Below are 22,411 nucleotides of genomic sequence, written 5' to 3' on the forward strand. Positions count from 1 at the left end.
CAACTGTCACCCATGTCCCCGGACTAAAGTGTTACCTATGTGTCTGGACCGTACCTGTGAGTGGTCTAACAACGCGTTGAACCGGACCGCCCACCAGCCTTGCTGGTGGGTGCGCTCCGCGCTTCGCGCTGCGCCGGCCAGTTAACGCGGACGTTAGACAACACCAAGACACCCTCACGCCACCACATGTGCCAACGCTCATGGAATCATCCCAAGCGACTGCAATCAGGTCACTCCTAGAAAGCCAGCAGGTGGCCTCTCTCGGTACGCTGCACGAGGGTGATCCGGCCGTGTCCATGGTCCCCTTCGCGCTGCTTCCCCAGGGCCAAGGTCTGGTCATCCATGTTAGTCAGCTGGCAACACACACCAAGGACATGCTTGCCAATCCGGCAGTCGGTTTACTGGTTATCGCATCGCCCGCGTCAGCAACTCCGCCGCAGGCGCTTCCCCGAATCAGCATCCAAGGCCACGCCTCTCAGTGCTTGAGCCACGCAACAGAGTACTTGCAAGCCAGGCTGTCGTACGTGTCTCGGTTCCCTCAGAGCGAAGAGATGTTCGCCTTCGCAGACTTCTCGCTCTTCGTCGTCGCAGTACGCTCGGCGCGGTTCGTGGGCGGTTTCGCGCAAGCCAGCTCAGTCACTGCTGAGCGATTTGCTGCCATCATGAGTGCCAGTTCATGAGAATGTTTCGGTTTCGCGCACAGGCGCTTGACCGTTGGCGGGCAGCCCTCTAGCTTGTCCCCAGCAATAAAAGGAAACGAAATTATGTCTACAAATACCATCCGGCTTCATCGCGTGCTCCGCGCACCGCCTGAGAGAGTCTATCGGGCCTTCCTGATTCCTGACGCGATGGCCAAATGGCTTCCGCCAAATGGATTCACCGGCAAGGTTCACCACCTGGATGCCAAGGTCGGCGGCACCCACAAGATGTCGTTCACGAATTTCACCACCGGACATAGCCACTCGTTCGGCGGAAAGTATCTCGAATTGGTGCCGGGCGAACGGCTCCGCTACACGGACAAATTCGACGACCCGAATCTGCCGGGGGAAATGCAGGTGACGATAACCTTGAAGAAGGTATCCGTAGGCACGGAGGTGAACATTGTTCAAGAAGGAGTGCCCGATGTCATTCCTCCCGAGGCTTGCTATCTCGGCTGGCAGGAATCGCTTATTCTTCTGGGGAAACTTGTCGAGGCCGAGATTCCAGATTAGCGCCGGCAGAATTAAGGTCGGCCGCACCCCGCTGGCGCCGGCCCCTCAACCCTGAGTTGGAGGGTCTATCAGCCAGCTGCTTGACGTTATAGCGTTAAGACGCTAAAGTTGTATGCATGGGTGCCAATCCCAAACGAGCAACCGTTTATTTCGATTCTGAGCTTCATCGCGCTCTTCGGTTAAAGGCAGCGGAAATGGATCGCACTTTATCCGACTTGGTCAATGAGGCTGTGCAGCTCAGCCTGGCGGATGACGCGGAAGACCTCGCTGCATTCAAGCAGCGCTCACGAGAGGCAAATTTACCCTTTGAAGACGTCGTGAAGGATCTGAAACGGCGTGGGAAAATATAAAGTCTTCATCAAATCTTCCGCAGTAAAAGAAATCGAGGCCATCCCGCACAAGAAAATCCGCCAGCAGATCGTACGCCGCATTCAAAATTTAGCCACCGACCCAAGACCAAACGGTTCCGAGAAGCTTACAGGTCACGACCGGTACCGTATTCGCCAGGGAGTTTATCGAATCGTATATGCGGTAGAGGATGAAAAGCTCGTGGTCTATATCGTCAAGGTGGGGCACCGAAAAGATGTCTATCGTGGAGCCTTCTAATTGCTCACTCCGGCCGGCGGATTTCGTCGGCGGCTGAGTTCAAACGTTAAAGGACATCAATGGCCCTTCCTTGGCTCGCAGTCGGAAAACTGGTGCTCGCCAACCTCGACACGATTATTGACGTGGTGAAGCCGGCGTTCACCCGCAAGAAGATCGAGGCCGTAACGAATCAAGCGGAGCTACTCAACCAACAGATCGCCGAGCTTCAAACGGCGTCGTCCAATAACGCGGAGCAAATCAAAGAGCTCGCCGCGCAACTGAAGCAGATGGTCACGGCATTGGACCAGGCCGCACTCAGTGTGGCGGCCGCGCGGAAGAAGACCCGAATCCTGAGTGTCGTTGCTGTCGCCGTTTCCGTCATCGCGATCGTCGCGGCCGTGGCATCGTTTATCGGGTGAGTGGAATTGTCCCTTTCGCAGGTGGAAGTGTCCTAATGGATTAAAAAAATTCGGCTCAAGAAGAATTATAAGGAAAAATCACTGTAGACATCTCTCACGCATATGCGCTTACAACACTGCCATAACTTCCATGACTTCCGGGAATTGGCCCGGCGGCGGCTGCCGGGCCCGATTTTCGATTACATCGACGGCGCGGCCGACGACGAAGTGACGTATCGCCGAAACACGGCAAGCTTCGAGCGCTGCGATCTAGTACCCAATGTCTTGCGCGGGGTCGAGACCGTCGATCTTTCGGTGACCGTGATGGGGCAGAAGCTTGCATTGCCCTTTTATTGCTCCCCGACCGCGCTCCAACGTTTATTTCACCATCAGGGCGAGCGCGCGGTGGCGGCGGCCGCATCCCAGTACGGGACGATGTTCGGCGTATCCTCGCTCGGCACGGTCAGCATGGAGGAGTTGCGGCAGACATACGCCACGCCGCAAATGTATCAGTTCTATTTTCACAAGGATCGCGGCCTCAATCGCGCCATGATTCAACGCGCCAAAGAGGCCGGTGTCGAGGTAATGGCGCTGACGGTGGACAGCATCACCGGTGGAAACCGCGAGCGGGATTTGCGCACCGGATTTACGATTCCGTTTCGGCTTACCCTCGCCGGAATGCTTCAATTCGCGATCAAACCGATGTGGGCCCTGAACTACCTCACCCACGAGGGTTTCAAACTGCCCCAACTGGACGAACACGTCGACATGGGCGGAAGGACAGTGTCGATCGAGCGCTACTTCACCGAGATGCTGGACCCATCCATGACCTGGGATAACGTGGCCGAGCTGGTCCGGGATTGGAACGGGCAATTCTGTCTGAAGGGGCTCATGTCAGTGGCCGATGCCAGGCGCGCCATCGAGATCGGCTGCACGGGCATTATTCTGTCCAATCACGGCGGCCGGCAACTGGACGGTTCGCGGGCTCCGTTCGATCAGCTGGCAGAAATCGTGGATGCCGTGGGTGACCGGATCGATGTGATGATGGATGGCGGCATCCAACGCGGAACTCACGTCCTGAAGGCGCTTTCGGTCGGCGCCAAAGCCGTGGGAGTCGGACGCTACTATCTCTTCCCGCTGGCGGCGGCGGGTCAGCGTGGTGTTGAGCGGGCGCTGGGCCAGATGCGGGCGGAGATCGAGCGGGGAATGAAACTAATGGGATGCACTTCAATCACTCAGCTCGCACGCGACAACCTGCGGTATCGGTAATTGTTTGACGGTCGTGCCGCTCGTGTAAGCGACATTTAGGTCGTGTAATAATAAAGCGCACTTGTATCGATCCCGGGATAATCACTTTGAGTAATCCCAATACCGACAAAGTCTTTACTGGATCAATTCCAAAACTCTACGAGCAATATCTGGTTCCCCTGATCTTTGAGCCCTATGCGGCGGACTTGGCGGATCGGCTACGCACAAGATCACTTTCCCGGGTACTTGAAATTGCCGCCGGCACGGGAGTAGCGACGCGTGTTTTGGCATCCGTGCTGCCTGCGAATGTCTCCATCGTCGCGACGGATTTGAATCAGGCCATGCTCGACCAAGCTTCCGCGGTGGGAACGAAGCGCACGGTCGAATGGCGTCAAGCGGACGCCATGCAGCTACCGTTCGCGGATGGAACGTTTGACGCCGTTGTGTGCCAGTTCGGAGTCATGTTCTTCCCGGAAAAGTCCCAAGCGTTTTCGGAGGCGCTCCGGGTTCTCAACCCGGGAGGCGTTTTCATTTTCAGCGTGTGGGACCGGATCGCGGAAAACGAATTCGCGGATACCGTGACGAACGCGCTGGAATCCTTTTTTCCTCAGGACCCGCCGCGCTTCTTGGCGCGCACGCCCCACGGTTATCACGACCATCGCATTATTGAGCGCGACCTGGCAAACGGTGGTTTCCGTGCCACTCCCCGAATCGACACACTCGCGGCGCGCAGCCGGGCGCCATCCCCCCGGGATCCAGCGATCGCGTACTGTCAGGGGACACCGCTAAGAAATGAGATCGAAGCCCGCGATGCCGCGCGGCTTGGCGAAGCCACCGACATCGCGGCGGAGGCAATCGCCAAGCGGTTCGGACGGGGCGTTGTCGACGGCAAGATCCAGGCGCACATTGTTACCGTGGAAAACTCACTGTAACCAGTCTTTTCCCGCACTGGAGAAACTCTATGAAAAATCCTGTTAACTGGTTTGAAATCTATGTGCAAGACATGGCTCGTGCAAAGAAATTTTACGAGTCTGTGTTCGGCGTCGCGCTGCAGAAACTCAATGCCCCAACCCCGGATTTGGAATTGTGGTCATTCCCCATGAAGCAAAATACGTACGGTGCCTCCGGGGCGCTGGTCAAAATGAAGGGGTTTCCCTCTGGCAGCAACAGCACTATCGTTTACTTCCATTGCCTGGATTGTTCGGTCGAAGCAAGCCGTGTCACGAAATCAGGCGGGCGTATTCAGCGCTCCAAAATGCCAATCGGAGAATACGGTTTTATCTCTTTGGTGTATGACACCGAGGGCAACATGATTGGTCTCCACTCAATGAAATAAACCATCCACGCAGATTAATTCAATCGATGTAGAGAAAGATAGATGAGACATTTCTAGCCCCGGGCCTGATTGCTGTAATTCAAATATCGGTACTTAAAGATTTACCAGACAATGAATTTAACTTGATTTGGAGAAAGAAGATGGAACATCTGCTAGATACTTGGAGACCTCGCATATTAAGCATCATGCGGTTCGTAACGGGCTTTCTGTTTATGCAGCACGGAGGCCAGAAAATATTTGGGTTCCCTGCTCCACAACGTCATGAGTTTGATCTATTCTCACTGACTGGTATCGCCGGCTCGCTAGAGCTAATTGGTGGTTTTCTAATTGTAATCGGACTGTTCACCCGCCCAACGTCGTTCTTACTTTCCGGGCTAATGGTGTTCGCATATTTCATCGCGCATGCGCCTAAAGGATTTTGGCCAATTTTGAATGGAGGCGAGTTGGCCGCGTTGTATTCCTTCGTGTTTTTATATCTGTCAGTTGCAGGTGCAGGTGCATGGAGTATTGACCGTGTGCGTGCAGGCAGGCGGTTGAGCGGCAATGCCTGACAACGACATGCATCCGACCGACCCTCTACCATTACACCTTTGGCTACGCTCCAGAGCGGCGGCTGATAACTATCCAGCAGGGTCTGACTCAATTTATTCAACGACTAAATTCGAGAACTGAACTAACTGGACTGATATGATCAATCAAATCTGCCCCCATTGCATTCGCGCCAGAAGTCACCAATATGAAAATCACTAAACTCGATATTTACATCCTGCGCGCGCCCGACACCGGGCGGCCGCATTGGGTCAGCAATTTCATCGTGCCCCGGGCGAACGAGATCCTGGTGCGCATGCACACCGACGAGGGCGTCGAGGGCGTCGGGATCGCCACCAGCTACACCCCGATCGCGGCCGCCATCAAGGCGTTCCGTAGCGGCATCGCGGAACTCGTGGTCGGCGCCGATCCGCTCGCGCCCGAGCGCCTCTACCAGAAACTTTTTGCGCTCACGTCGCAGCGGATCGCAAGCGAGAAAGGCTGGACGCGCGAGGCGATCGTGCGCATCTCGGCTGCCATGGATATCGCCGCCTGGGACATCGTCGGCAAAGTGGCCGGACTGCCGCTATACCGATTGTTCGGCGGCTACCGGAACGAAGTCCCATGCTATGTCACCTGCGCCTACTATCGCGACGGCAAGGACATGGCCGAACTGCGTGACGAGATGCAGATGCTGAAAGCCCAGGGCCACACCGGCTTCAAGGGCAAGGTCGGCGGCCTCCCGCTCAAGGAGGACATCGAACGGATGGCGCTGGTGCGGGAAGTCATCGGCGACGACAAGGAGTTGATGATCGACGTGAACCGCGGCTGGGACCTCGCGACCGCCATCGAAGGCGCGCGCCTGCTGGAGCCGTTGCGTCCGCGCTGGCTGGAGGAGCCGGTACGCTGGGCGGATGATCGCCGCGAATTGAAGCTCCTCGCGCGGCATACGCGCATCCCGCTCTCCGCCGGCGAGAGTGAACTCACCAGCTACGGCTGCCGGGCGCTGCTGGAAGAACAGGCGATCCAGATTCTCCAGTTCGATTGCACCATGATGGGCGGCTTCACCGAAGGGCGCAAGCTCGCCGCGTTGTGCGAATTCAATCACGTGCAGGTGGCCCCGCACCACGACTGTTTCATTCACGCGCACATCGTCGCGGCCAGTCCCGCGGGTTGCATCGTCGAATCCTTTACCGACCCGGAGCGCGATCCGCTGCAGGCGGAACTGTTCGAGGATCCACCCCGGATCGCCAACGGGCGGCTCACACTCAAGGAAGCCCCCGGACTCGGCCTCAAGCTTTCCGAAGCCGCACTGAAAAAGTTTGGCGAACAGATTCTATGACGTGGTGGCATGGGCAAGCGCTTCCGCCCAGCTCGCCTAAACTAATGATAAAAGCCCGGCTCAAGCGAAGGAGCGGGGGATGCCCGGGCCATGGACGAGGCCTCGTTACGTCACCGTTTTGTTCCGATTTCGCTCGCCGAACCAGCGCGATTTGAGGCCGAATAGCAAAAGGAGATGTGTTGCGATGGGTTTGCATTTTTACTTTACTGCTCGGGACGCCAAACATCTGCTCTTTGGCTTAATCCTCATCGAAATCTTTCTGGTCGCAATCTTTGTTGCCGATACGTTACTCGGCCAGCCTAAATGGACCATCCACGTTTTGTTCGATTTGGATGGCGAAGGCAATATCCCTGCCTGGTTTTCCTCCGTTCAACTGTTTCTCATCGGCCTGGTTTTTTTTCTGAAAGGACGCCAGTCGGATCCGGATTATCGACCTTCCTCCTTGTTTTTCCTGATAGTCGGGGCAGGATTCATTTTTCTGTCGGTGGATGAAGCCGCTGCAATCCATGAAAAGATCACCCACGTGCTGACACCCATTGCATGGGTGCCGCGGTTTAAGGGTGATCATGGAGTATGGGTCTTCATTTACATATTAGTCGGCGTCTCCCTGTGCTTCGCTACCTATCGCGATCTCATGGCGATGTGGAAACGTTATCGGAGCGCGACCTCCATTTTAGCGGTGGGCATGGGGCTCTTCCTAATCGGAGTCGTTGGTTTAGAAATTATAAGCTTTCAATTCTTGCGCAGCGGATCAACTCCCTTGCTTTATCAAGCGGAAGTCGCCCTCGAAGAGCTGCTCGAGATGTCGGGAGAAAGTATTATGCTTTATGGGACCCTATTGTTGGCGCCACAAGAATCAGGGCCACATGCCTCATGAGCTGACTCGTTGCCGCTCCCGAGTGGGCGAACCACGCTGCCGGGCTGCGTCGGCAGAGCGGATATACTGCTGCGTGGGTCACGGGATGTAACGTCGGTTGATCGTCAGCCAACGGTGGCGGCGAGTTCGACCACGGCGCCGGCATTCTCGATCGAATAGCCGGCCAGGTTTCCGAGGGCACGACGCAGGGGTTCGCCCGCAAGCCCTGCGCGCAGGCGTCGAACCAAATCGCTGTCGAGCCGGCGTGACCGCACGGCGAGCCAGTAGATTTCTTTACGCAGCGGCACGAAATCGAGTTCCAGCCGGGCGGCGGCCGCCTTTAGGCCGAAGCCGGCCTCGGCCTGGCCGGCGGCGATCGTGGCCGCGACCGCCAAGTGCGTGTACTCCTCGGTTTCGTAACCCCGGATCGAAGCCGGTCCAAGTCCCGCTTGGCGCAGAAGTTGATCGATCACCAGCCGGGTCCCGGAACCGCGCTGGCGGTTTACGAAACGGGCTTGCTGATTCGCGACGTCAGCGATCGAGCTCAGCCGTTTCGGGTTGCCTTTTTGCACAATCAGCCCTTGTTCGCGTTCGGCAAAGCGGATGAGAGCGTCGCGGCGCGGGTCGAGCGTGCGCCTGAACCCCGTGACGAACCCCTTGTCCGAGGGCGCCACCGCGTGAAACCCGGCGATATCGGCCTCGTTGCGGGCAAACGCCTTCAGGCTTTCAATGCTGCCCCGGAACGCGACGTCATGGATGATGCCTTCCGGTTTGCCCCACTGTTCGCAAAAGGCAGCGAGCAACATATCGTGGCTGGCCGCCAGCGACAGCCGGGCGCGCGCCCGCCCCGGTCTGCCGGCCTTGTGCGCCGGCGCCAGCTCGAGCGCGAACACGCCATTGCCCAGGCGCTGCATGGCGCGCGCGTTCGCCGCTAAAATCTGCTCGCCCGCCTCAGTCAGTTGCGCACCCCGGCCTTGTCGCAGATCCACCAGCGGAACTCCGAGAAGGCGTCCGGTATCGACGATCAGACCCCAGGCTACCCGATACGACAAACCTGCCTCTTGGGCGGCGGCGCGCAGCGTCGCGTGGGTTTTAACGCCGGCAAGCAGCCGCAGCACCCGCCTATCCAAGGCTGTTACCCCGCCATCGGAGAGTCCCCACACCAACTCGGGGACCAGCTTGATAGTTGCAGAACTTGACATATTTGGCACCTGGCTCGAATCCCGTATCTTTGCCGGCTCTTGGGCATTTATAAGCAATATTTCGCATGATATCCCGATCGCCAACCGGGCGCTATCTGGGCATGAGGGCGTTTCCATGGACGTGATTTCAGAGGCATTCAGTCAGGCAATCCGGCTGATCGGCACGCTCGATGACAAGCTGATCGAGATCGTCGCGCTCAGCCTGCGGGTGAGTCTGAGCGCGGTGGCGATCGCGACCATTCTCGGTTTGCCGGTCGGGGCGGGCTTGGCGGTGGCGAAGTTCCCGGGTCGACAAACGCTGGTCGTCATGTTGAATGCCCTGATGGGGCTGCCGCCGGTCGTGGTCGGTCTGTTGGTGTATCTGCTGTTGTCGCGCGCGGGTCCGCTCGGGCCCTTCGGGATTTTGTTCACGCCGGAGGCGATGATCATGGCGCAGACGGTGCTGATTTTCCCGATCATCGCCGCGCTCACGCGGCAGGCGGTGGAGGACGCGTGGAATGAGTACCGCGAGCAGCTGACGTCGCTTGGCGCGCGCGGCTGGACCGCGGCGCTGACGCTGGTTTGGGACATTCGTTTTTCACTGATCACGGCCGTGCTTGCCGGCCTTGGCCGGGCCGCCGCCGAAGTCGGCGCGGTAATCATCGTCGGCGGCAACATCGACGGCGTCACGCGCGTCATGACCACGACCATCGCGCTCGAGACCAGCAAAGGCGATTTGCCGCTGGCCTTGAGCCTGGGCATGATTCTCGTGACCCTGGTTTTGCTGCTCAACGCCGCGGCGCAATCGCTCAAACAACTGGCCGAGCGGCGCTATGGCTGACGTGATTCCGGTTGCGAACTCCATTCTTCCGCTGCGCCTGGCAAAAGTAAGCTTCGCGGTCAACGGCCACGCGATCATCGATCGCGTTTCCCTCACGATCGAAGCCGGTCCGCGAACCATCATCCTCGGCCCGAACGGCGCGGGCAAAAGCGTGTTGATGCGGCTGTGTCACGGGCTCCTGGCGCCGACCTCGGGCCGGCTTTCATGGAATGTTCCCGAACGGCCCGGCGAGCGTCGCCGCCAGGCGATGGTGTTTCAACGCCAGATGATGTTGCGCCGCTCGGCGCTCGGCAACATTACCTATGCGCTCAAGCTGGCCGGCGTGGCGGCAGCCGAGCGTAAAGCGCAGGGCTGGGCCGCGCTCGAGCGGGTCGGGCTGGCGCCTCTGGCGAAACGCCCGGCGCGCGTGCTTTCCGGTGGCGAGCAGCAACGTCTCGCGCTGGCGCGCGCCTGGGCGCTCAAACCGGAAGTGCTTTTTCTGGACGAGCCCACGGCCAGCCTCGACCCGGGCGCGACGGCGGAAGTGGAGCGCATCATTCACGCCATCCACGCCGCCGGCACGAAAATCGTCATGAGCACGCACAATCTCGGTCAAGCAAGACGCGTGGGCGATGAGGTTGTGTTCCTGTATCAGGGTCAGCTCAAAGAACACGCCGGCGTCGATCAATTTTTCACCACGCCCGCTTCGGCCGAAGCCGAGGCGTTCATAAAAGGAGAACTTCCATGGCTCTACAACGACGTCGATTCCTCCTCGCCGGCGCGGCGCTTGCGCTGATCGCGGCACACCCGGTCGGCGCCGCAGACAAATACATCACCGTCGCGTCCACGACCTCGACGCAGAATTCGGGCCTGTTCGATTATTTGCTGCCGAAGTTCGAAAAACAAAAGGGCATTCAGGTGCGCGTCGTCGCGGTCGGCACCGGCCAGGCGTTGGAGATCGGCCGGCGCGGAGACGCGGACGTCTTGTTCGTGCACGACAAGGCGGCGGAAATGAAATTCGTCGCCGAAGGGTACGGCGTCGATCGCAAGGAGGTGATGTACAACGACTTCGTCATCGTCGGTCCGAAATCCGATCCGGCGAAGGTCGCCGTGCGTCACGACGTTTTGTCGGCGTTGAAGAAAATCAAAGCGGTGAAAGCGCCGTTCGTTTCGCGCGCCGATAAGAGCGGTACCCATGCCGCGGAGTTGCGTTACTGGAAAATCGCCGGAATCGATATCGCCGCGGACAAGGGCTCCTGGTATAAGGAAACCGGCTCCGGCATGGGCGCGGCGCTAAACACCGCGTCGGGGCTCAACGCCTACATCCTTGCGGATCGCGGCACGTGGCTGAATTTCAAGAACCGCGGCGAACTCGCGATCCTGGTTGAAGGCGACAAACGCCTGTTCAATCAATATGGCATCATGTTGGTGAATCCGGCCAGGCATCCGCACGTGAAGCAAGCGCTCGGCGAGGCTTTCATCAATTGGATCATCTCGCCCGAGGGCCAGAAAACGATCGCCGAATACAAGATCAACGGCGAGCCACTGTTCTTTCCGAACTACAGTCCCGGCTAATGCGCGCGCTTACGGCATTCATTTTGGCGATCATGGCGCATGCAGCGGTGTAGTTCTCCTTAGTTTCGCTCGGGATGTTGCTGCAAGCATCAATAACTATATGCTGTAACGGCGCCGAGAATGTGCGCACAGGATTGGACAGGTAGCAAACCCGGTTTAATATAACCACTCAAAGGAGGAGCCTCATGAACATGAAACGCTGGTTAACGAACAATCAGGGTCAGGTCATGGTTTTCGCTAATACTCGCAAAAAATACGATCTATTCTTGGTTTTGACATGCAATCATGGAAAAATAACCAATAACTAATTGATATGCCGACAATACTCAGGATTGGACCCTATCGTTTCTTTTTCTACAGCAATGAGAAAGGAGAACCGCCGCATATTCACGTGCAGCGCGAGCGGTTTCTTGCTAAGTTTTGGTTGAATCCGGTTGCGTTGGCAGGCTCAAAAAGGTTCGCGTCGCATGAGTTGCGAACGATACAGAAGCATGTCGAAGACAACAGGAAAATATTCCTGGAGGCTTGGAATGAGTACATTACCAGTTGAAATACATCCCTTGGCTCAGAATGTCGAGGTCACGGACGACGATCTGGTCGTGTCATTGGTGGACGGGCGAAAAGTGATCGTCCCGCTGGTATGGTTTCCCCGTTTGGCGAATGCCACGAAAAAGCAACTAAAGAATTACGAGCTTTTGGGCGACGGTGAAGGCATCCATTGGCCGGAGATCGATGAAGACTTAAGCGTGGCTGGACTGCTGCGCGGCAGTCATTAGTTTTAGTTATCGTATAGCAAGCCCTTCGAGCCGACGCGAATAGACGGCGCGCGGTTCAATCGAATCGTTAGGCCTCGTCAACATGCTCATCATCAGACGATTCTCCAAGCAATCTTTGGGCTACTGGTTGCCCGCGTCCAGCGTGGGGCTGAAGGCATCTGTGACAATAATCTGCGGCGGCGCTTGAGTGCGCACCCAGTAGTGGCACGGTGGCAAACCCGGTTTAATATAACCGCTCAAAGGAGGAGCCTCATGAACACTAAACGCTGGTTATACGCGAGTGCCGCGGCTTTCGTCGTTTTAGCGGTGTTGGAGTTTGTCGTCAACGGCGTGCTGCTCGCCGGTATCTACCAGCAGACGGCATCGGTTTGGCGACCTGAGGCCGAGATGGTGTCATTGTCATGGTTGTTCTGGCTGGCATACCTGGTTTTTGCCCCGGTATTCACGCTGATTTACAGCCAGGGATTTGAAAGCAACAAGGAAGGCATCGGTCAGGGGTTGCGTTTCGGGTTCTATCTCGGCCTGCTGACCGCCATTCCCATGAATCTGATCTGGTATGCCGTGCTCCCGATCCCGGCGTCGCTCGCGGTCTATTGGGCGATCGCGGGTATGGTGGAAATGATCGCGATGGGAATTGCCGTTGGGTTGATCTACAAGAAATAAGCTGACTCGGGCGGCGGAAAATTTCAGCCGCCGATTCTTTTCCCTGCATACAGTAATGGCGTCAGTCCGGGTTCTACTTTTTCTATTTCGCCACGCACGGCGTGGTTGCACATCGCCGAAGGCGATTCGATACAATACCGGTCGGAATGACCGCCATGACCGCGCCATCGATCAACGAACGTTATACCCTCACCGCCATCAGCCTGCACTGGCTGGTGGCGCTGCTTATCTTCGCGGGATTCAGTCTCGGCTGGATCATGACCGATATTCCGGGCCTGACGCCTACCAAGCTGCGCTATTTCTCCTGGCACAAGTGGATCGGCGTGACGATATTCTTTTTCGTGTGCCTACGCGTCCTGTGGCGCTTGACGCATCGCCCACCGCCGCTGCCTCCGATGCCGCGCTGGCAGCGCATCGCGGCCCAGGTCAGCCATGGCACGCTATATGGGCTGATGCTCCTGATACCACTGGCGGGCTACCTCTACAGTTACGCCGCCGGCGTGCCGGTGGTTTATCTTGGGCTTGTCGAGTTACCGCCGCTCATTACGCCGAACCCGGCGCATGAGGACATCTTCAAATACACGCACATCGGATTGAACTTTACCATGGCCGCGCTGGTCATTGGTCATATCGCGGCGGCGCTCGGGCATCACTTCATCCGGCGCGACGGAGTGCTGGCGCGGATGGTGCCGTTCCTTTACCGGAGAACTGAATCGTGAGAATAATTCGCTGGGCCGTTGTGCCGATCGCGCTCGCCGCGATGGCGGCCTGGGTCCAAACACCGACCGCCAATCCGGACACGATCTCGTTCGTGGCGAAACAGATGAACGTGCCGATCAAGGGCCAATTCAAGCAGTTCTCGGCCCAGATCCAATTCGATCCGGCCCGTCCCGCCGCGGGCAAGGCCGCGGTCGAGATTGACGTCGCCAGCCTCGATCTGGGGGACGAGGAATTTAATTACGAAATGAACACCAAGACCTGGCTCGATACGCGCACCTACCCGAAGGCGACGTTCATCTCGAGCGCGATCAAACCGATCGCGCCGGATCGCCTCGAGGTCAGCGGCAAACTCACCATCAAGGGCAAAACCTTGGATGTCGCGGTTCCGGTCACGCTCAAAACCGAAGGGCGCACGCGTGTCTTCGAAGGCACGCTGCCGATACGACGCACGACGTTTAACATCGGCGAGGATGAGTGGCGCGACGCCTCGGTCGTCGCGGACGAAGTGCAAATCCGTTTCCGCCTGATCGCCGCGCCACAATGACTTTGTCACCACAAACTTTCAGGAGAGTATCCATGAACGCGCGCCTTACCATGTTGTGCGTAATCCTGCTCCTCGCTTCCTGCGCCTCGGTACCGGAAACACCCATGCCACCGGCCGCGCCCGGGGAGGAGATTTACGCTATAGACCCGGGGCACACTTTCCCGAGCTTCGAAATCAGCCACCTGGGATGGTCGACGCACCGCGGTCGTTTCAACAAGACCAGCGGCTGGATTACGTTAAACCGCGCCGCGCGCAGCGGTTCGATTCAGCTCACCATCGACGCCGATTCGATCGATACGGGGGATGTCCGACTGGAAGCGCGTCTGCGCAAACCGGATTTTCTCGACACGACGACCTTTCCGGATATCACTTTCAGATCCAACAAACTGCGCTTCGAGGGCGATGCCTTGACCGCTGTGGACGGCGATCTGACGCTGCGCGGGGTGACACGACCGGTAACGCTGTCCGTCACCTCGTTTCGCTGCGGCAAGTTTCCAGTCATCGGCACCGAGGTCTGCGGAGCGAACGCTGAAACCACAATCAAGCGCGCCGACTTCGGCATCTCGATGTACCCGTCCATGATCGGTGGCGACGTGAAACTGCTGATCCAGGTCGAGGCGCACAAGCGCTAAGACGCCTCGGCGGTTGCATCGCGAATAACTGAAATTCCACGGCAAAGTCGATGTGGGGCTGGGTCGCGGATCGCCGTGACGATCGGATGGTTTATTGACAGCGTATCGTCGGAATGCTAAGTTAGTCGTAATTCTGACCAACCTGATGCGAGCCCTGTCGTGAAAACTTTGCCCCTGTCGGAAGCCAAAACAAAACTAAGCGGTTTAGTGAAGAAAGTCAGCTCGCGCGATGAAGAAATCGTTATCACCAAGAACGGTCGCCCGGCGGCCGTGCTGGTCAGTCCGGACGAGTTCGACAGTTGGAAAGAGACGATCGCCATCCGCGCGGATACGGCGCTGATGCGTGAGATCAAGGCAGGATTATCAGCGCTAAAAGCCGGGAAAGCGAAGCTTTACACGCTCGAAGAATTGTTCAAGTAAAGCAGTTCGACGTTGTGAAATCGCCGGTTTACAAACTCCGGATTCCTGATGTAGTAGTCAGGCTTATTCGGAGTTTGCATCCCCATATCAAGCAAAAAATCAGGTCGTCCCTTCAGGCGATTCTGTCCGACCCACAGGCTGGAAAAGCGCTAAAGGGCGAGCTTGCCGGGTTATGGAGTTTTCGGGTCAGCCGCTTTCGCATCGTCTACAGAATCAGGGGTAGCCGGCAAATCGACATCGTCACTATCGGGCCTCGGGAGCGGATTTATCGGGAAACGTTTCGTCTGATCAAGAAAGGACGGACCACATGATGGATTCCAACACCGCGTATTCCGTCTCCGAGTGACGATCCTGCGCTCTTTGTAAATCTCAGCCATCACCGATTCCATGCCCTACTGGCGCCTCTCCGGTTTCTATTTTTTCTACTTCGCCACCTTGGGCGTGCTGGTGCCGTATTGGAGCCTGTATCTCCAATCCGTCGGATTCACTCCCGTCGATATCGGCAATCTGATCGCCGTCCTCATGCTCTCGCGTATCGTGGCGCCGGTGATCTGGGGCTGGATTGCCGATCATCGCGAGCAGCGCATGGCGGTGGTGCGGCTCGCCTCGTTCCTGGCGGTCGTGGTGTTCAGCGGCGTGTTTTTCGGCGTATCGTTCTGGTGGCTCGCGGCGGTCATGGCGCTGTTCAGTTTTTTCTGGCACGCCTCGCTCCCGCTGCTCGAAGTGTTTGTCATGCATCACATGGCCGCGCGCCCGGGCGCCTACGGGCGCGTGCGCCTGTGGGGTTCGATCGGGTTCATCGTCACGGTGTTGGCGCTCGGCCTGGTCATTGACGGGTACGGCCCGTGGTGGGTACTGCCCGCATTGCTGGCATTGATACTGTTTATCTGGCTATCCAGCCTGAGCTTGCCGGAATCGGAAATGAAAGGCGCCGTCGAACACGCCGGACCGTTGCGCGCGGTGTTGCTCCGTCCCGAGGTGTTCGCCTTTCTGCTGGCCTGCCTGCTGATGCAGATGAGCCACGGCCCGTATTACACCTTCTATTCCATTTATCTCGAAGACCACGGCTACTCGAAAACCTTGATCGGGAGCCTGTGGGCGTTCGCGGTGGTATGCGAGATCGGCGTGTTCCTGTCGATGCAGCGGCTGCTCGCACGCGTGTCGCTGCGCGCGGTGTTGATCGTGAGCTTCCTGCTCGCGGCCTTGCGCTGGCTGTTGGTCGGTCATTTTCCCGAAAACCTTTCGGTACTGGTTTTGGCGCAGGCCATGCATGCCGCCACGTTCGGGAGCTTCCATGCGACCGCGATCCAACTGGTGCACCGCTTTTTCACGGGTCGGCACCGGCATCGCGGTCAGGCGATCTACGGGAGCCTGAGTTTTGGAATCGGCGGGGCGGTGGGAAGCTTTTACAGCGGACACGCCTGGACCACCCTCGGTCCGACCATGACCTTCAATATCGCCGCCGCGAGCGCGGGGCTGGCGTTTCTGGTGGCGTGGTTATTGATCCGGCATGATCGTTCTTGAAAGCAGCCAGATCACGAAAGACATTGGCGCGGCATTCATGACGGCTTGAGCAGCCGGGTCGATAACGAAAATCATCGGTGATGCTGATCATTGCGGCGGCACAAAGTGCCGCCGCAATGATCAAGCCGAAGACTTGAGGCGGCGCTGGCGGCGATACGCCGCGAGCGGAATGATCACGGCCGATCGCCGGGTGGCTGGCGCGGGTGTTTTCTCGGGTTCGCGGCTTTCGGCGAAAATTTCATTCAAAGCCACGCCCAGCTCATCCAGCAGGCGATACAAATCCACATCGGCCGTGGAAGCGCGCAATGATTCTTGGCGGATCGGGGTTAGCGCCTGGAGCGTTCTGTCCAGAGTCACCGCATCGGTCAGCCGGTGGCAGGCGTTCGAGACGTAAATCGCGCGCATCAGACCTGTCATCACATCGTGATGCAGCGGGCTGCCTTCGAAAACGTTTTTAATATTGGTCGCCGCCGGGTTCACCGGAAACTGGTGATATCCCAAACGCTCTTCGAGCTGCGCCAACAATTCCTTAAAGTTCATACGATTCCTCTGGTGTCACGGACACGCCCTAGCCATACCTTAGAGCGTAGCAAACAGGAAGGTTCTTGCCGCCTGGGGTGATGCGCCATTCCCGGTACGATTACGCTTGCGGATCAGGCTGCGGCTTCCCGGATAATCCGAATCATGGCCTGACCGGCGTTGGATAGAGTCCGTTTTGTGTGAGTAACGATCCCCAGCTCACGCCGGATATCCTGCGTTTCAATCTGGACTACTTTCAACCCTGCGTCAATCATGGTCCGCGGCAGCACACTCCAGCCAAGACCGATGGCGGTGAGCATTTTGAGCACTTCCATATAGTTTGTGGCCATTCCAATCAGTATCCGGTCGCGCAGCGCCCCAAGGGAATTCAGGATGATCTCACGCGTAAATGTCCCGGGACCCGGGAGAATGGCCGGATAATCGAGCAGCATTTCGGGCTGCACACGCCGTATACGAGCCAGCGGGTGGTCTATCCCGACCACGAAATCCAGCGGGTCGTTCCAGATTTTCTCGGTCCGCAGCGGAACATGTGTCACCCGCGGCAGGGTAACCACCGCGAGCTCCAGATCCCCGTTGGCGACCGCGCTGCAGGCCTGTTCCGAATCCATGAAGCGTAGATTCAACCGGACATCCGGATAGGTTTCGTGAAAATGCTTGAGTGGGCCCGGCAGCCGATGCAGGCCGATATGGTGGCTGGTGGCAAACAGCAGTTCCCCGGTAATGGCGCCGGACAGGTTGGTAATGCTGCGCTTTACATCTTCCAGCTCCTTCAATACGGTGCGGGTGCGGGCCAGCAATTCCCTCCCGGCCTCGGTCAGGTGGATCCCGCGGCCGATTCGATCGAACAGCCGAGCCCCGACCTGTTTTTCGAGCGTGGCAATGCGCTTGCTGATGGCCGGTTGGGTTAGAAATATCCGCTCCGCGGCGCGCGAGAACGATCCCGTTTCGGCCACGGCCAGGAAGGCTTGAAGGTTGGATATGTCCATAACAAATTAGAATAGTTTATATGATAAACATGAATTTGTGTTATTTAACCGGAATGCCTAGTATTTACGCAATCGTAAATTATTGATGGTGCGTGACCCATGACCGGGAAGACGCTGTACGACAAGCTGTGGGAGATGCATGTGGTGCGTCGCAACGACGACGGCACCTGCCTCATTTATGTCGATCGCCACCTGGTTCACGAGGTGACGAGCCCCCAGGCCTTCGAAGGGCTCAGGCTTGCCGGGCGGTCACTGTGGCGCCGAAACGCGAACCTGGCCACCGCCGATCACAACGTTCCGACGACGAACCGCGCCCACGGCATTGCCGACCCGGTGTCACGGTTGCAGGTGGATACGCTGGATCGGAATTGCGCCGACTATGGCATCACGGAATTCGGCATGAACGATGCGCGCCAGGGGATCGTGCACGTGATCGGCCCGGAGCAGGGCGCCACCCTGCCGGGCATGACCGTGGTTTGCGGTGACTCGCACACGTCGACGCACGGCGCCTTCGGCACGCTGGCATTCGGTATCGGCACTTCCGAGGTGGAACATGTGCTCGCGACCCAATGCCTGATCCTGGAGAAAGCCAAAAACATGCGCGTGCGCGTGGATGGCGCGATGCCGCCAGGCGTGACGGCCAAAGACATCGTGCTTGCCATCATCGGCAAGATCGGCACGGCCGGCGGCACCGGTCATGCGATTGAATTTGCCGGCGATACCGTCGAGAAACTTTCCATTGAAGGCCGCATGACGATCTGCAACATGGCGATCGAGGCCGGCGCGCGCGCGGGCATGATCGCCGTGGACGACAAGACGATCGAATATTTCCGCGGTCGCCCTTATGCCCCGAAAGGCGCGATGTGGGACTTGGCGGTGCCAGCCTGGCGCGAAATGAAAAGCGATCCCGATGCCCGGTTCGATAAGGAAGCGGTGCTGCATGCGGAAGACATCAAGCCCCAGGTGACCTGGGGCACTTCGCCTGAAATGGTCGTGCCGGTGGACAGCGCCGTGCCGGATCCGGATAAGGAGACCAATTCCGTCCGGCGCATCAACCAGCAGCAGGCGCTGAAGTACATGGATCTCAAGGCCGGGACCCCGATTCGAAGCATCTATCTCGACAAGATATTCATCGGCTCCTGCACCAACTCGCGTATTGAAGATTTGCGCGCCGCCGCCGCGGTGGTCAAGGGCCGGAAAGTGGCGAAGAGCATCAAACTGGCGCTGGTGGTACCGGGATCGGGACTGGTCAAAGTGCAGGCGGAACAGGAAGGCTTGGATAAAATTTTCAAGGAGGCCGGATTTGAGTGGCGCGAACCGGGCTGCTCGATGTGCCTCGGCATGAACGCGGACAGCCTCGAACCCGGCGAGCGTTGCGCCTCCACGTCGAACCGTAATTTCGAGGGTCGCCAGGGCACCGGCGGTCGCACGCATCTGGTGAGCCCGGTCATGGCCGCGGCCGCCGCCATCGCCGGACACTTCGTGGATATCCGGGATTTCAAATAGCGGCCGGGAAATGCAGATCAGGATGGACGTATTCGCGTGATAACTTAGGAAACCGTCGGCAAGGTAACTTTAACATGCAGAAATTTGAAAAACTGACCGGCCTGGTAATGCCGCTCGACCGCGGCAATGTGGACACCGACTCCATCATTCCCAAGCAATATCTGAAGTCCATCAAGCGCACGGGGTTTGGGCCGGCGTTGTTTGACAGCTGGCGCTATCTCGATCCGGGCGAGCCGGGCATGGACCACAGCAAACGCCGGATCAACCCCGAGTTTGTGCTGAACCACCCGCGTTACCAGGGGGCGCAAATTCTGCTCGCGCGTGAAAACTTCGGCTGCGGTTCTTCGCGCGAACACGCTCCGTGGGCGCTGCTGGAATACGGGATCCGGGCCGTCATCGCGCCGAGTTTTGCCGATATTTTTTACAACAACAGTTTCAAGAACGGCCTGTTGCCGATCGTGCTCGAGCGCGAAGCGGTGAGCCGCCTTTTCAGCGAAACCGAGGCCACGCCCGGTTACCGTCTCGCTGTCGACCTGGCGGCCCAGACCGTGACGACACCATCCGGTGTGGTGTTCAAATTCGAGGTGGAAGCCTTCCGCAAGCTTAGTTTGATCAACGGACTGGATGAAATCGGCCAGACACTGCAGCATGTCGAAGCAATCAAGGCGTACGAAGCACGGCGGAAACAGGCAGCGCCCTGGCTGTTTCAGTCCTGATCCCTGTACGCCACCCGCCCAAATGACTTATAAAATCGCCATTTTGCCCGGTGACGGCATCGGCCCGGAGGTCATTGCCGAGGCGGTTAAAGTACTCGAGCGGCTGCGGAGCGCGTTTGGCGTCCGGCTCGAGCTGCAAAGCGCACCGGTGGGTGGTGCGGCCTACGATGCCCATAAACATCCGCTCCCGGAACCAACGCTGCGGCTCGTCAAGCAAGCGGACGCCGTGTTATTGGGCGCGGTGGGCGGCAGCCGATGGGATTCGCTGCCGCGTGAATTGCGGCCTGAAAAGGGCCTGCTCACGATCCGCGCGGAATTGAAACTCTTTGCTAATCTCCGCCCGGCGATGCTCTTCCCGCAACTGGCGAATGCCGCGGCACTGAAGCCCGAAGCGATTTCCGGGCTCGATCTCTTGATCGTGCGCGAGCTGACCGGCGATATCTATTTCGGCAAACCGCGCGGAATCCGGCGGCTGGAGAACGGCGAGCGCCAGGGTTACGACACCATGTTGTACGCCGAGCATGAAATTGAGCGCGTGGCGCGAGTGGCGTTCGAGGCTGCACGTAAACGCCGAAAGCAGGTTTGCTCGGTCGACAAGGCCAATGTCCTGGAAACGTCCGGGTTGTGGCGCGAGGTGGTGACCCGCGTGGCCGAGGAATATCCTGACGTTGCATTGAGCCACATGTACGTGGACAACGCAGCGATGCAATTGGTGCGTGCGCCCAAACAGTTCGATGTCATGTTAACCGGGAACATGTTCGGTGATATTCTTTCGGACGAGGCATCGATGTTGACTGGCTCGATCGGCATGCTGCCGTCGGCATCGCTCGACGCGCACGACAAGGGCATGTACGAACCGATCCATGGTTCCGCGCCCGATATCGCGGGCCGGCGCCTGGCAAACCCCCTTGCGATGATCCTGTCGGCGGCGATGATGTTCCGCTATTCGTTCAATGAATTGGCTCTGGCGGACAGAATCGAACGCGCGGTTGTCACAGTGCTGGATCAGGGTCTGCGCACGAGCGACATCCACACCGCGGGAACAAAAAAGGTGAACACGGCCGAGATGGGTGACGCGGTGGTGAAGGCGCTCGAATAGCGTCGCGCAATTTTTTATGAGTCAACGGCAATGAAGCGGATTGGATTGATAGGCTGGCGCGGTATGGTGGGCTCGGTGCTCATCGGCCGCATGACACAAGAGCGCGATTTCGATCACGTCGAACCGGTGTTCTTCACCACTTCACAGCTGGGCGGCAAGGGTCCGGCGATCGGAAAAGATATCTCACCGCTCAAGGACGCGAAAAGTATCGATGAACTGAAACCGATGGACATCATCATCACCTGTCAGGGTGGCGACTACACGGCCGAAATTTATCCGAAGTTGCGTGGCGCCGGATGGAAGGGTTACTGGATCGACGCGGCGTCGTCGTTGCGCATGAATGATGACGCCGTCATTATCCTCGACCCGGTCAACATGAACGTTATCCGGGACGCGATCGCCAAGGGTCTAAAAAATTTCATCGGCGGCAATTGCACCGTGAGTCTGATGCTGATGGCGGTGGGCGGATTATTCCAGAAAGGCTGGGTTGAATGGATGTCGGCCATGACCTATCAGTCTGCTTCCGGCGCCGGGGCCCAGCACATGCGCGAGTTGTTGCAGCAAATGGGCGTCGCGCACGCCGCCGCGAAGCGTTTGCTCGATGATCCGGCTTCGGCGATCCTCGAGATTGACAAGGGCGTGGCCGAGGTGATCCGCAGCCGTGACTATCCGACACAGCATTTTGGCGTGCCGCTCGCCGGCAGTCTCATACCCTGGATCGACAGGGAAATGCCCGGCGGCCAGAGTCGTGAGGAATGGAAGGGGCAGGCCGAGACCAACAAAATACTCGGCCGCGACGCCAACCCGGTTCCCGTGGATGGGATTTGCGTCCGGGTGGGCGCGATGCGCTGTCACAGCCAGGCGCTCACCATCAAGCTGACTCAAAACATCCCGCTCGCTGACATCGAGGAGACCATCAAGCGTTCGAACCAGTGGGTAAAGGTGGTGCCGAACCAGCGCGAGGCAACCCTCAAGGAACTTACCCCCGCCGCGGTAACCGGTACCTTGTCCGTGCCGGTCGGACGCTTGCGCAAGCTCAATATCGGGCCCCAATACTTGGGCGCTTTCACCGTGGGGGATCAGCTATTGTGGGGCGCGGCCGAACCCTTGCGCCGCATGCTGCGCATCCTGCTGGCAGCGAAGTAACGCCCCAGACCTCCATTTACCGCATGAATGGCCGGGTTCTGGCAGCTTCACGTTGATGC

The 22,411-nt window shown here is 58.3% G+C and carries 30 protein-coding genes; 27 read left to right on the forward strand and 3 right to left on the reverse strand.

What is annotated here, in order from left to right; all coding sequences use genetic code 11:
• Nucleotides 1–200 precede the first annotated feature (200 nt).
• The 11 genes from WD823_RS03420 (at nt 201) to WD823_RS03470 (ending at nt 7,525) form a co-directional block, all read left to right on the forward strand.
• Entirely contained in the window at nt 201–680 is a 480-nt protein-coding gene (locus WD823_RS03420) for a HugZ family protein (RefSeq protein ID WP_368428087.1), read from the forward strand.
• A gap of 84 nt (nt 681–764) precedes the next feature.
• Nucleotides 765–1,211, forward strand: a complete 447-nt coding sequence (locus tag WD823_RS03425; protein WP_368428088.1) for an SRPBCC family protein — start codon at nt 765–767, stop codon at nt 1,209–1,211.
• A 116-nt stretch (nt 1,212–1,327) separates the two neighbouring features.
• Nucleotides 1,328–1,561 carry a ribbon-helix-helix domain-containing protein gene (locus tag WD823_RS03430; RefSeq protein ID WP_368428089.1) on the forward strand — a complete coding sequence of 78 codons (234 nt, stop codon included), beginning with the start codon at nt 1,328–1,330 and terminating at the stop codon, nt 1,559–1,561.
• On the forward strand, nt 1,548–1,817 hold the full coding sequence (locus WD823_RS03435) for a type II toxin-antitoxin system RelE/ParE family toxin (RefSeq protein WP_368428090.1): 270 nt from the start codon (nt 1,548–1,550) through the stop codon (nt 1,815–1,817). Before WD823_RS03430 ends, WD823_RS03435 begins: the two co-directional genes overlap by 14 nt.
• A 59-nt stretch (nt 1,818–1,876) precedes the next feature.
• The gene (locus tag WD823_RS03440) at nt 1,877–2,215 is read left to right on the forward strand and encodes a hypothetical protein (RefSeq protein WP_368428091.1); all 339 of its coding nucleotides are present in this window, start codon (nt 1,877–1,879) and stop codon (nt 2,213–2,215) included.
• A 102-nt stretch (nt 2,216–2,317) separates the two neighbouring features.
• Complete coding sequence (locus WD823_RS03445) at nt 2,318–3,463, forward strand: alpha-hydroxy acid oxidase (protein ID WP_368428092.1); 1,146 nt, start codon at nt 2,318–2,320, stop codon at nt 3,461–3,463.
• Between the two features lie 86 nt (nt 3,464–3,549).
• Complete coding sequence (locus tag WD823_RS03450) at nt 3,550–4,374, forward strand: class I SAM-dependent methyltransferase (protein ID WP_368428093.1); 825 nt, start codon at nt 3,550–3,552, stop codon at nt 4,372–4,374.
• A 29-nt stretch (nt 4,375–4,403) separates the two neighbouring features.
• Nucleotides 4,404–4,778 (forward strand): VOC family protein, encoded by a 375-nt coding sequence (locus WD823_RS03455; RefSeq protein ID WP_368428094.1) that lies wholly within the window; start codon nt 4,404–4,406, stop codon nt 4,776–4,778.
• A 140-nt stretch (nt 4,779–4,918) separates the two neighbouring features.
• A complete protein-coding gene (locus tag WD823_RS03460; protein WP_368428095.1) occupies nt 4,919–5,329 on the forward strand; it encodes a DoxX family protein in 411 nt (136 codons plus the stop codon).
• Nucleotides 5,330–5,514: 185 nt separating this feature from the next.
• Nucleotides 5,515–6,648 carry a mandelate racemase/muconate lactonizing enzyme family protein gene (locus WD823_RS03465; protein ID WP_368428096.1) on the forward strand — a complete coding sequence of 378 codons (1,134 nt, stop codon included), beginning with the start codon at nt 5,515–5,517 and terminating at the stop codon, nt 6,646–6,648.
• Nucleotides 6,649–6,832: 184 nt separating this feature from the next.
• Nucleotides 6,833–7,525 (forward strand): hypothetical protein, encoded by a 693-nt coding sequence (locus WD823_RS03470; RefSeq protein WP_368428097.1) that lies wholly within the window; start codon nt 6,833–6,835, stop codon nt 7,523–7,525.
• Nucleotides 7,526–7,629: 104 nt separating this feature from the next.
• Here the strand turns inward: WD823_RS03470 and WD823_RS03475 are convergent, their stop codons facing one another.
• Nucleotides 7,630–8,706 (reverse strand): substrate-binding domain-containing protein, encoded by a 1,077-nt coding sequence (locus WD823_RS03475; protein ID WP_368428098.1) that lies wholly within the window; start codon nt 8,704–8,706, stop codon nt 7,630–7,632.
• 115 nt (nt 8,707–8,821) lie between these two features.
• Between WD823_RS03475 and WD823_RS03480 the strand changes: the two genes are divergently transcribed.
• From WD823_RS03480 to WD823_RS03535, 12 genes are all read left to right on the forward strand, one after another.
• Complete coding sequence (locus tag WD823_RS03480; protein WP_368428099.1) at nt 8,822–9,526, forward strand: ABC transporter permease; 705 nt, start codon at nt 8,822–8,824, stop codon at nt 9,524–9,526.
• The gene (locus WD823_RS03485; protein ID WP_368428100.1) at nt 9,519–10,301 is read left to right on the forward strand and encodes a phosphate ABC transporter ATP-binding protein; all 783 of its coding nucleotides are present in this window, start codon (nt 9,519–9,521) and stop codon (nt 10,299–10,301) included. Before WD823_RS03480 ends, WD823_RS03485 begins: the two co-directional genes overlap by 8 nt.
• Nucleotides 10,250–11,080 (forward strand): extracellular solute-binding protein, encoded by an 831-nt coding sequence (locus WD823_RS03490; protein ID WP_368428101.1) that lies wholly within the window; start codon nt 10,250–10,252, stop codon nt 11,078–11,080. The genes WD823_RS03485 and WD823_RS03490 overlap by 52 nt, the downstream gene beginning before the upstream one ends.
• 313 nt (nt 11,081–11,393) lie before the next feature.
• Nucleotides 11,394–11,630, forward strand: coding sequence for a DUF4160 domain-containing protein (locus WD823_RS03495; RefSeq protein WP_368428102.1), 237 nt, complete (start codon nt 11,394–11,396; stop codon nt 11,628–11,630).
• The gene (locus tag WD823_RS03500; RefSeq protein ID WP_368428103.1) at nt 11,611–11,856 is read left to right on the forward strand and encodes a DUF2442 domain-containing protein; all 246 of its coding nucleotides are present in this window, start codon (nt 11,611–11,613) and stop codon (nt 11,854–11,856) included. The genes WD823_RS03495 and WD823_RS03500 overlap by 20 nt, the downstream gene beginning before the upstream one ends.
• A 252-nt stretch (nt 11,857–12,108) precedes the next feature.
• Complete coding sequence (locus WD823_RS03505; protein ID WP_368428104.1) at nt 12,109–12,519, forward strand: hypothetical protein; 411 nt, start codon at nt 12,109–12,111, stop codon at nt 12,517–12,519.
• Nucleotides 12,520–12,674: 155 nt separating this feature from the next.
• Complete coding sequence (locus WD823_RS03510; protein ID WP_368428105.1) at nt 12,675–13,238, forward strand: cytochrome b; 564 nt, start codon at nt 12,675–12,677, stop codon at nt 13,236–13,238.
• Entirely contained in the window at nt 13,235–13,783 is a 549-nt protein-coding gene (locus WD823_RS03515) for a YceI family protein (RefSeq protein ID WP_368428106.1), read from the forward strand. Before WD823_RS03510 ends, WD823_RS03515 begins: the two co-directional genes overlap by 4 nt.
• A 32-nt stretch (nt 13,784–13,815) precedes the next feature.
• Complete coding sequence (locus WD823_RS03520) at nt 13,816–14,415, forward strand: YceI family protein (RefSeq protein ID WP_368428107.1); 600 nt, start codon at nt 13,816–13,818, stop codon at nt 14,413–14,415.
• Nucleotides 14,416–14,574: 159 nt separating this feature from the next.
• Entirely contained in the window at nt 14,575–14,835 is a 261-nt protein-coding gene (locus WD823_RS03525; protein WP_368428108.1) for a type II toxin-antitoxin system Phd/YefM family antitoxin, read from the forward strand.
• Nucleotides 14,836–14,849: 14 nt separating this feature from the next.
• Nucleotides 14,850–15,146: a type II toxin-antitoxin system RelE/ParE family toxin gene (locus WD823_RS03530; protein ID WP_368428109.1), complete on the forward strand. Its 297-nt coding sequence runs from the start codon at nt 14,850–14,852 to the stop codon at nt 15,144–15,146.
• 76 nt (nt 15,147–15,222) lie between these two features.
• Nucleotides 15,223–16,359 (forward strand): MFS transporter, encoded by a 1,137-nt coding sequence (locus WD823_RS03535; RefSeq protein WP_368428110.1) that lies wholly within the window; start codon nt 15,223–15,225, stop codon nt 16,357–16,359.
• Between the two features lie 120 nt (nt 16,360–16,479).
• Here the strand turns inward: WD823_RS03535 and WD823_RS03540 are convergent, their stop codons facing one another.
• Nucleotides 16,480–16,899 carry a hypothetical protein gene (locus WD823_RS03540; protein ID WP_368428111.1) on the reverse strand — a complete coding sequence of 140 codons (420 nt, stop codon included), beginning with the start codon at nt 16,897–16,899 and terminating at the stop codon, nt 16,480–16,482.
• A gap of 113 nt (nt 16,900–17,012) precedes the next feature.
• Nucleotides 17,013–17,885 (reverse strand): LysR family transcriptional regulator, encoded by an 873-nt coding sequence (locus tag WD823_RS03545; RefSeq protein ID WP_368428112.1) that lies wholly within the window; start codon nt 17,883–17,885, stop codon nt 17,013–17,015.
• A gap of 99 nt (nt 17,886–17,984) precedes the next feature.
• Between WD823_RS03545 and leuC the strand changes: the two genes are divergently transcribed.
• The 4 genes from leuC to asd all read left to right on the forward strand — a co-directional run bounded on the left by leuC (nt 17,985) and on the right by asd (nt 22,352).
• A complete protein-coding gene (gene leuC / locus WD823_RS03550; protein WP_368428113.1) occupies nt 17,985–19,391 on the forward strand; it encodes a 3-isopropylmalate dehydratase large subunit in 1,407 nt (468 codons plus the stop codon).
• Between the two features lie 74 nt (nt 19,392–19,465).
• The gene (leuD, locus tag WD823_RS03555; RefSeq protein ID WP_368428114.1) at nt 19,466–20,107 is read left to right on the forward strand and encodes a 3-isopropylmalate dehydratase small subunit; all 642 of its coding nucleotides are present in this window, start codon (nt 19,466–19,468) and stop codon (nt 20,105–20,107) included.
• A 22-nt stretch (nt 20,108–20,129) separates the two neighbouring features.
• A complete protein-coding gene (gene leuB / locus WD823_RS03560) occupies nt 20,130–21,206 on the forward strand; it encodes a 3-isopropylmalate dehydrogenase (protein ID WP_368428115.1) in 1,077 nt (358 codons plus the stop codon).
• Nucleotides 21,207–21,236: 30 nt separating this feature from the next.
• On the forward strand, nt 21,237–22,352 hold the full coding sequence (gene asd, locus WD823_RS03565) for an aspartate-semialdehyde dehydrogenase (RefSeq protein WP_368428116.1): 1,116 nt from the start codon (nt 21,237–21,239) through the stop codon (nt 22,350–22,352).
• The last annotated feature ends 59 nt before the right edge of the window (nt 22,353–22,411 follow it).

The organism is Sulfuricaulis sp., assembly GCF_040901545.1.
GTDB lineage: Bacteria > Pseudomonadota > Gammaproteobacteria > Acidiferrobacterales > Sulfurifustaceae > Sulfuricaulis.

What these genes read in the sequence shown, in the direction of transcription:
- WD823_RS03420 (WP_368428087.1), top strand. Translation starts at nt 201, where the DNA reads ATGGAATCATCCCAAGCGACTGCAATCAGGTCACTCCTAGAAAGCCAG.
- WD823_RS03425 (WP_368428088.1), top strand. Translation starts at nt 765, where the DNA reads ATGTCTACAAATACCATCCGGCTTCATCGCGTGCTCCGCGCACCGCCT.
- WD823_RS03430 (WP_368428089.1), top strand. Translation starts at nt 1,328, where the DNA reads ATGGGTGCCAATCCCAAACGAGCAACCGTTTATTTCGATTCTGAGCTT.
- WD823_RS03440 (WP_368428091.1), top strand. Translation starts at nt 1,877, where the DNA reads ATGGCCCTTCCTTGGCTCGCAGTCGGAAAACTGGTGCTCGCCAACCTC.
- WD823_RS03445 (WP_368428092.1), top strand. Translation starts at nt 2,318, where the DNA reads ATGCGCTTACAACACTGCCATAACTTCCATGACTTCCGGGAATTGGCC.
- WD823_RS03455 (WP_368428094.1), top strand. Translation starts at nt 4,404, where the DNA reads ATGAAAAATCCTGTTAACTGGTTTGAAATCTATGTGCAAGACATGGCT.
- WD823_RS03460 (WP_368428095.1), top strand. Translation starts at nt 4,919, where the DNA reads ATGGAACATCTGCTAGATACTTGGAGACCTCGCATATTAAGCATCATG.
- WD823_RS03465 (WP_368428096.1), top strand. Translation starts at nt 5,515, where the DNA reads ATGAAAATCACTAAACTCGATATTTACATCCTGCGCGCGCCCGACACC.
- WD823_RS03470 (WP_368428097.1), top strand. Translation starts at nt 6,833, where the DNA reads ATGGGTTTGCATTTTTACTTTACTGCTCGGGACGCCAAACATCTGCTC.
- WD823_RS03475 (WP_368428098.1), bottom strand. Translation starts at nt 8,706, where the DNA reads ATGTCAAGTTCTGCAACTATCAAGCTGGTCCCCGAGTTGGTGTGGGGA.
- WD823_RS03480 (WP_368428099.1), top strand. Translation starts at nt 8,822, where the DNA reads ATGGACGTGATTTCAGAGGCATTCAGTCAGGCAATCCGGCTGATCGGC.
- WD823_RS03485 (WP_368428100.1), top strand. Translation starts at nt 9,519, where the DNA reads ATGGCTGACGTGATTCCGGTTGCGAACTCCATTCTTCCGCTGCGCCTG.
- WD823_RS03490 (WP_368428101.1), top strand. Translation starts at nt 10,250, where the DNA reads ATGGCTCTACAACGACGTCGATTCCTCCTCGCCGGCGCGGCGCTTGCG.
- WD823_RS03495 (WP_368428102.1), top strand. Translation starts at nt 11,394, where the DNA reads ATGCCGACAATACTCAGGATTGGACCCTATCGTTTCTTTTTCTACAGC.
- WD823_RS03500 (WP_368428103.1), top strand. Translation starts at nt 11,611, where the DNA reads ATGAGTACATTACCAGTTGAAATACATCCCTTGGCTCAGAATGTCGAG.
- WD823_RS03505 (WP_368428104.1), top strand. Translation starts at nt 12,109, where the DNA reads ATGAACACTAAACGCTGGTTATACGCGAGTGCCGCGGCTTTCGTCGTT.
- WD823_RS03510 (WP_368428105.1), top strand. Translation starts at nt 12,675, where the DNA reads ATGACCGCGCCATCGATCAACGAACGTTATACCCTCACCGCCATCAGC.
- WD823_RS03520 (WP_368428107.1), top strand. Translation starts at nt 13,816, where the DNA reads ATGAACGCGCGCCTTACCATGTTGTGCGTAATCCTGCTCCTCGCTTCC.
- WD823_RS03535 (WP_368428110.1), top strand. Translation starts at nt 15,223, where the DNA reads ATGCCCTACTGGCGCCTCTCCGGTTTCTATTTTTTCTACTTCGCCACC.
- WD823_RS03540 (WP_368428111.1), bottom strand. Translation starts at nt 16,899, where the DNA reads ATGAACTTTAAGGAATTGTTGGCGCAGCTCGAAGAGCGTTTGGGATAT.
- WD823_RS03545 (WP_368428112.1), bottom strand. Translation starts at nt 17,885, where the DNA reads ATGGACATATCCAACCTTCAAGCCTTCCTGGCCGTGGCCGAAACGGGA.
- leuC (WP_368428113.1), top strand. Translation starts at nt 17,985, where the DNA reads ATGACCGGGAAGACGCTGTACGACAAGCTGTGGGAGATGCATGTGGTG.
- leuD (WP_368428114.1), top strand. Translation starts at nt 19,466, where the DNA reads ATGCAGAAATTTGAAAAACTGACCGGCCTGGTAATGCCGCTCGACCGC.
- leuB (WP_368428115.1), top strand. Translation starts at nt 20,130, where the DNA reads ATGACTTATAAAATCGCCATTTTGCCCGGTGACGGCATCGGCCCGGAG.
- asd (WP_368428116.1), top strand. Translation starts at nt 21,237, where the DNA reads ATGAAGCGGATTGGATTGATAGGCTGGCGCGGTATGGTGGGCTCGGTG.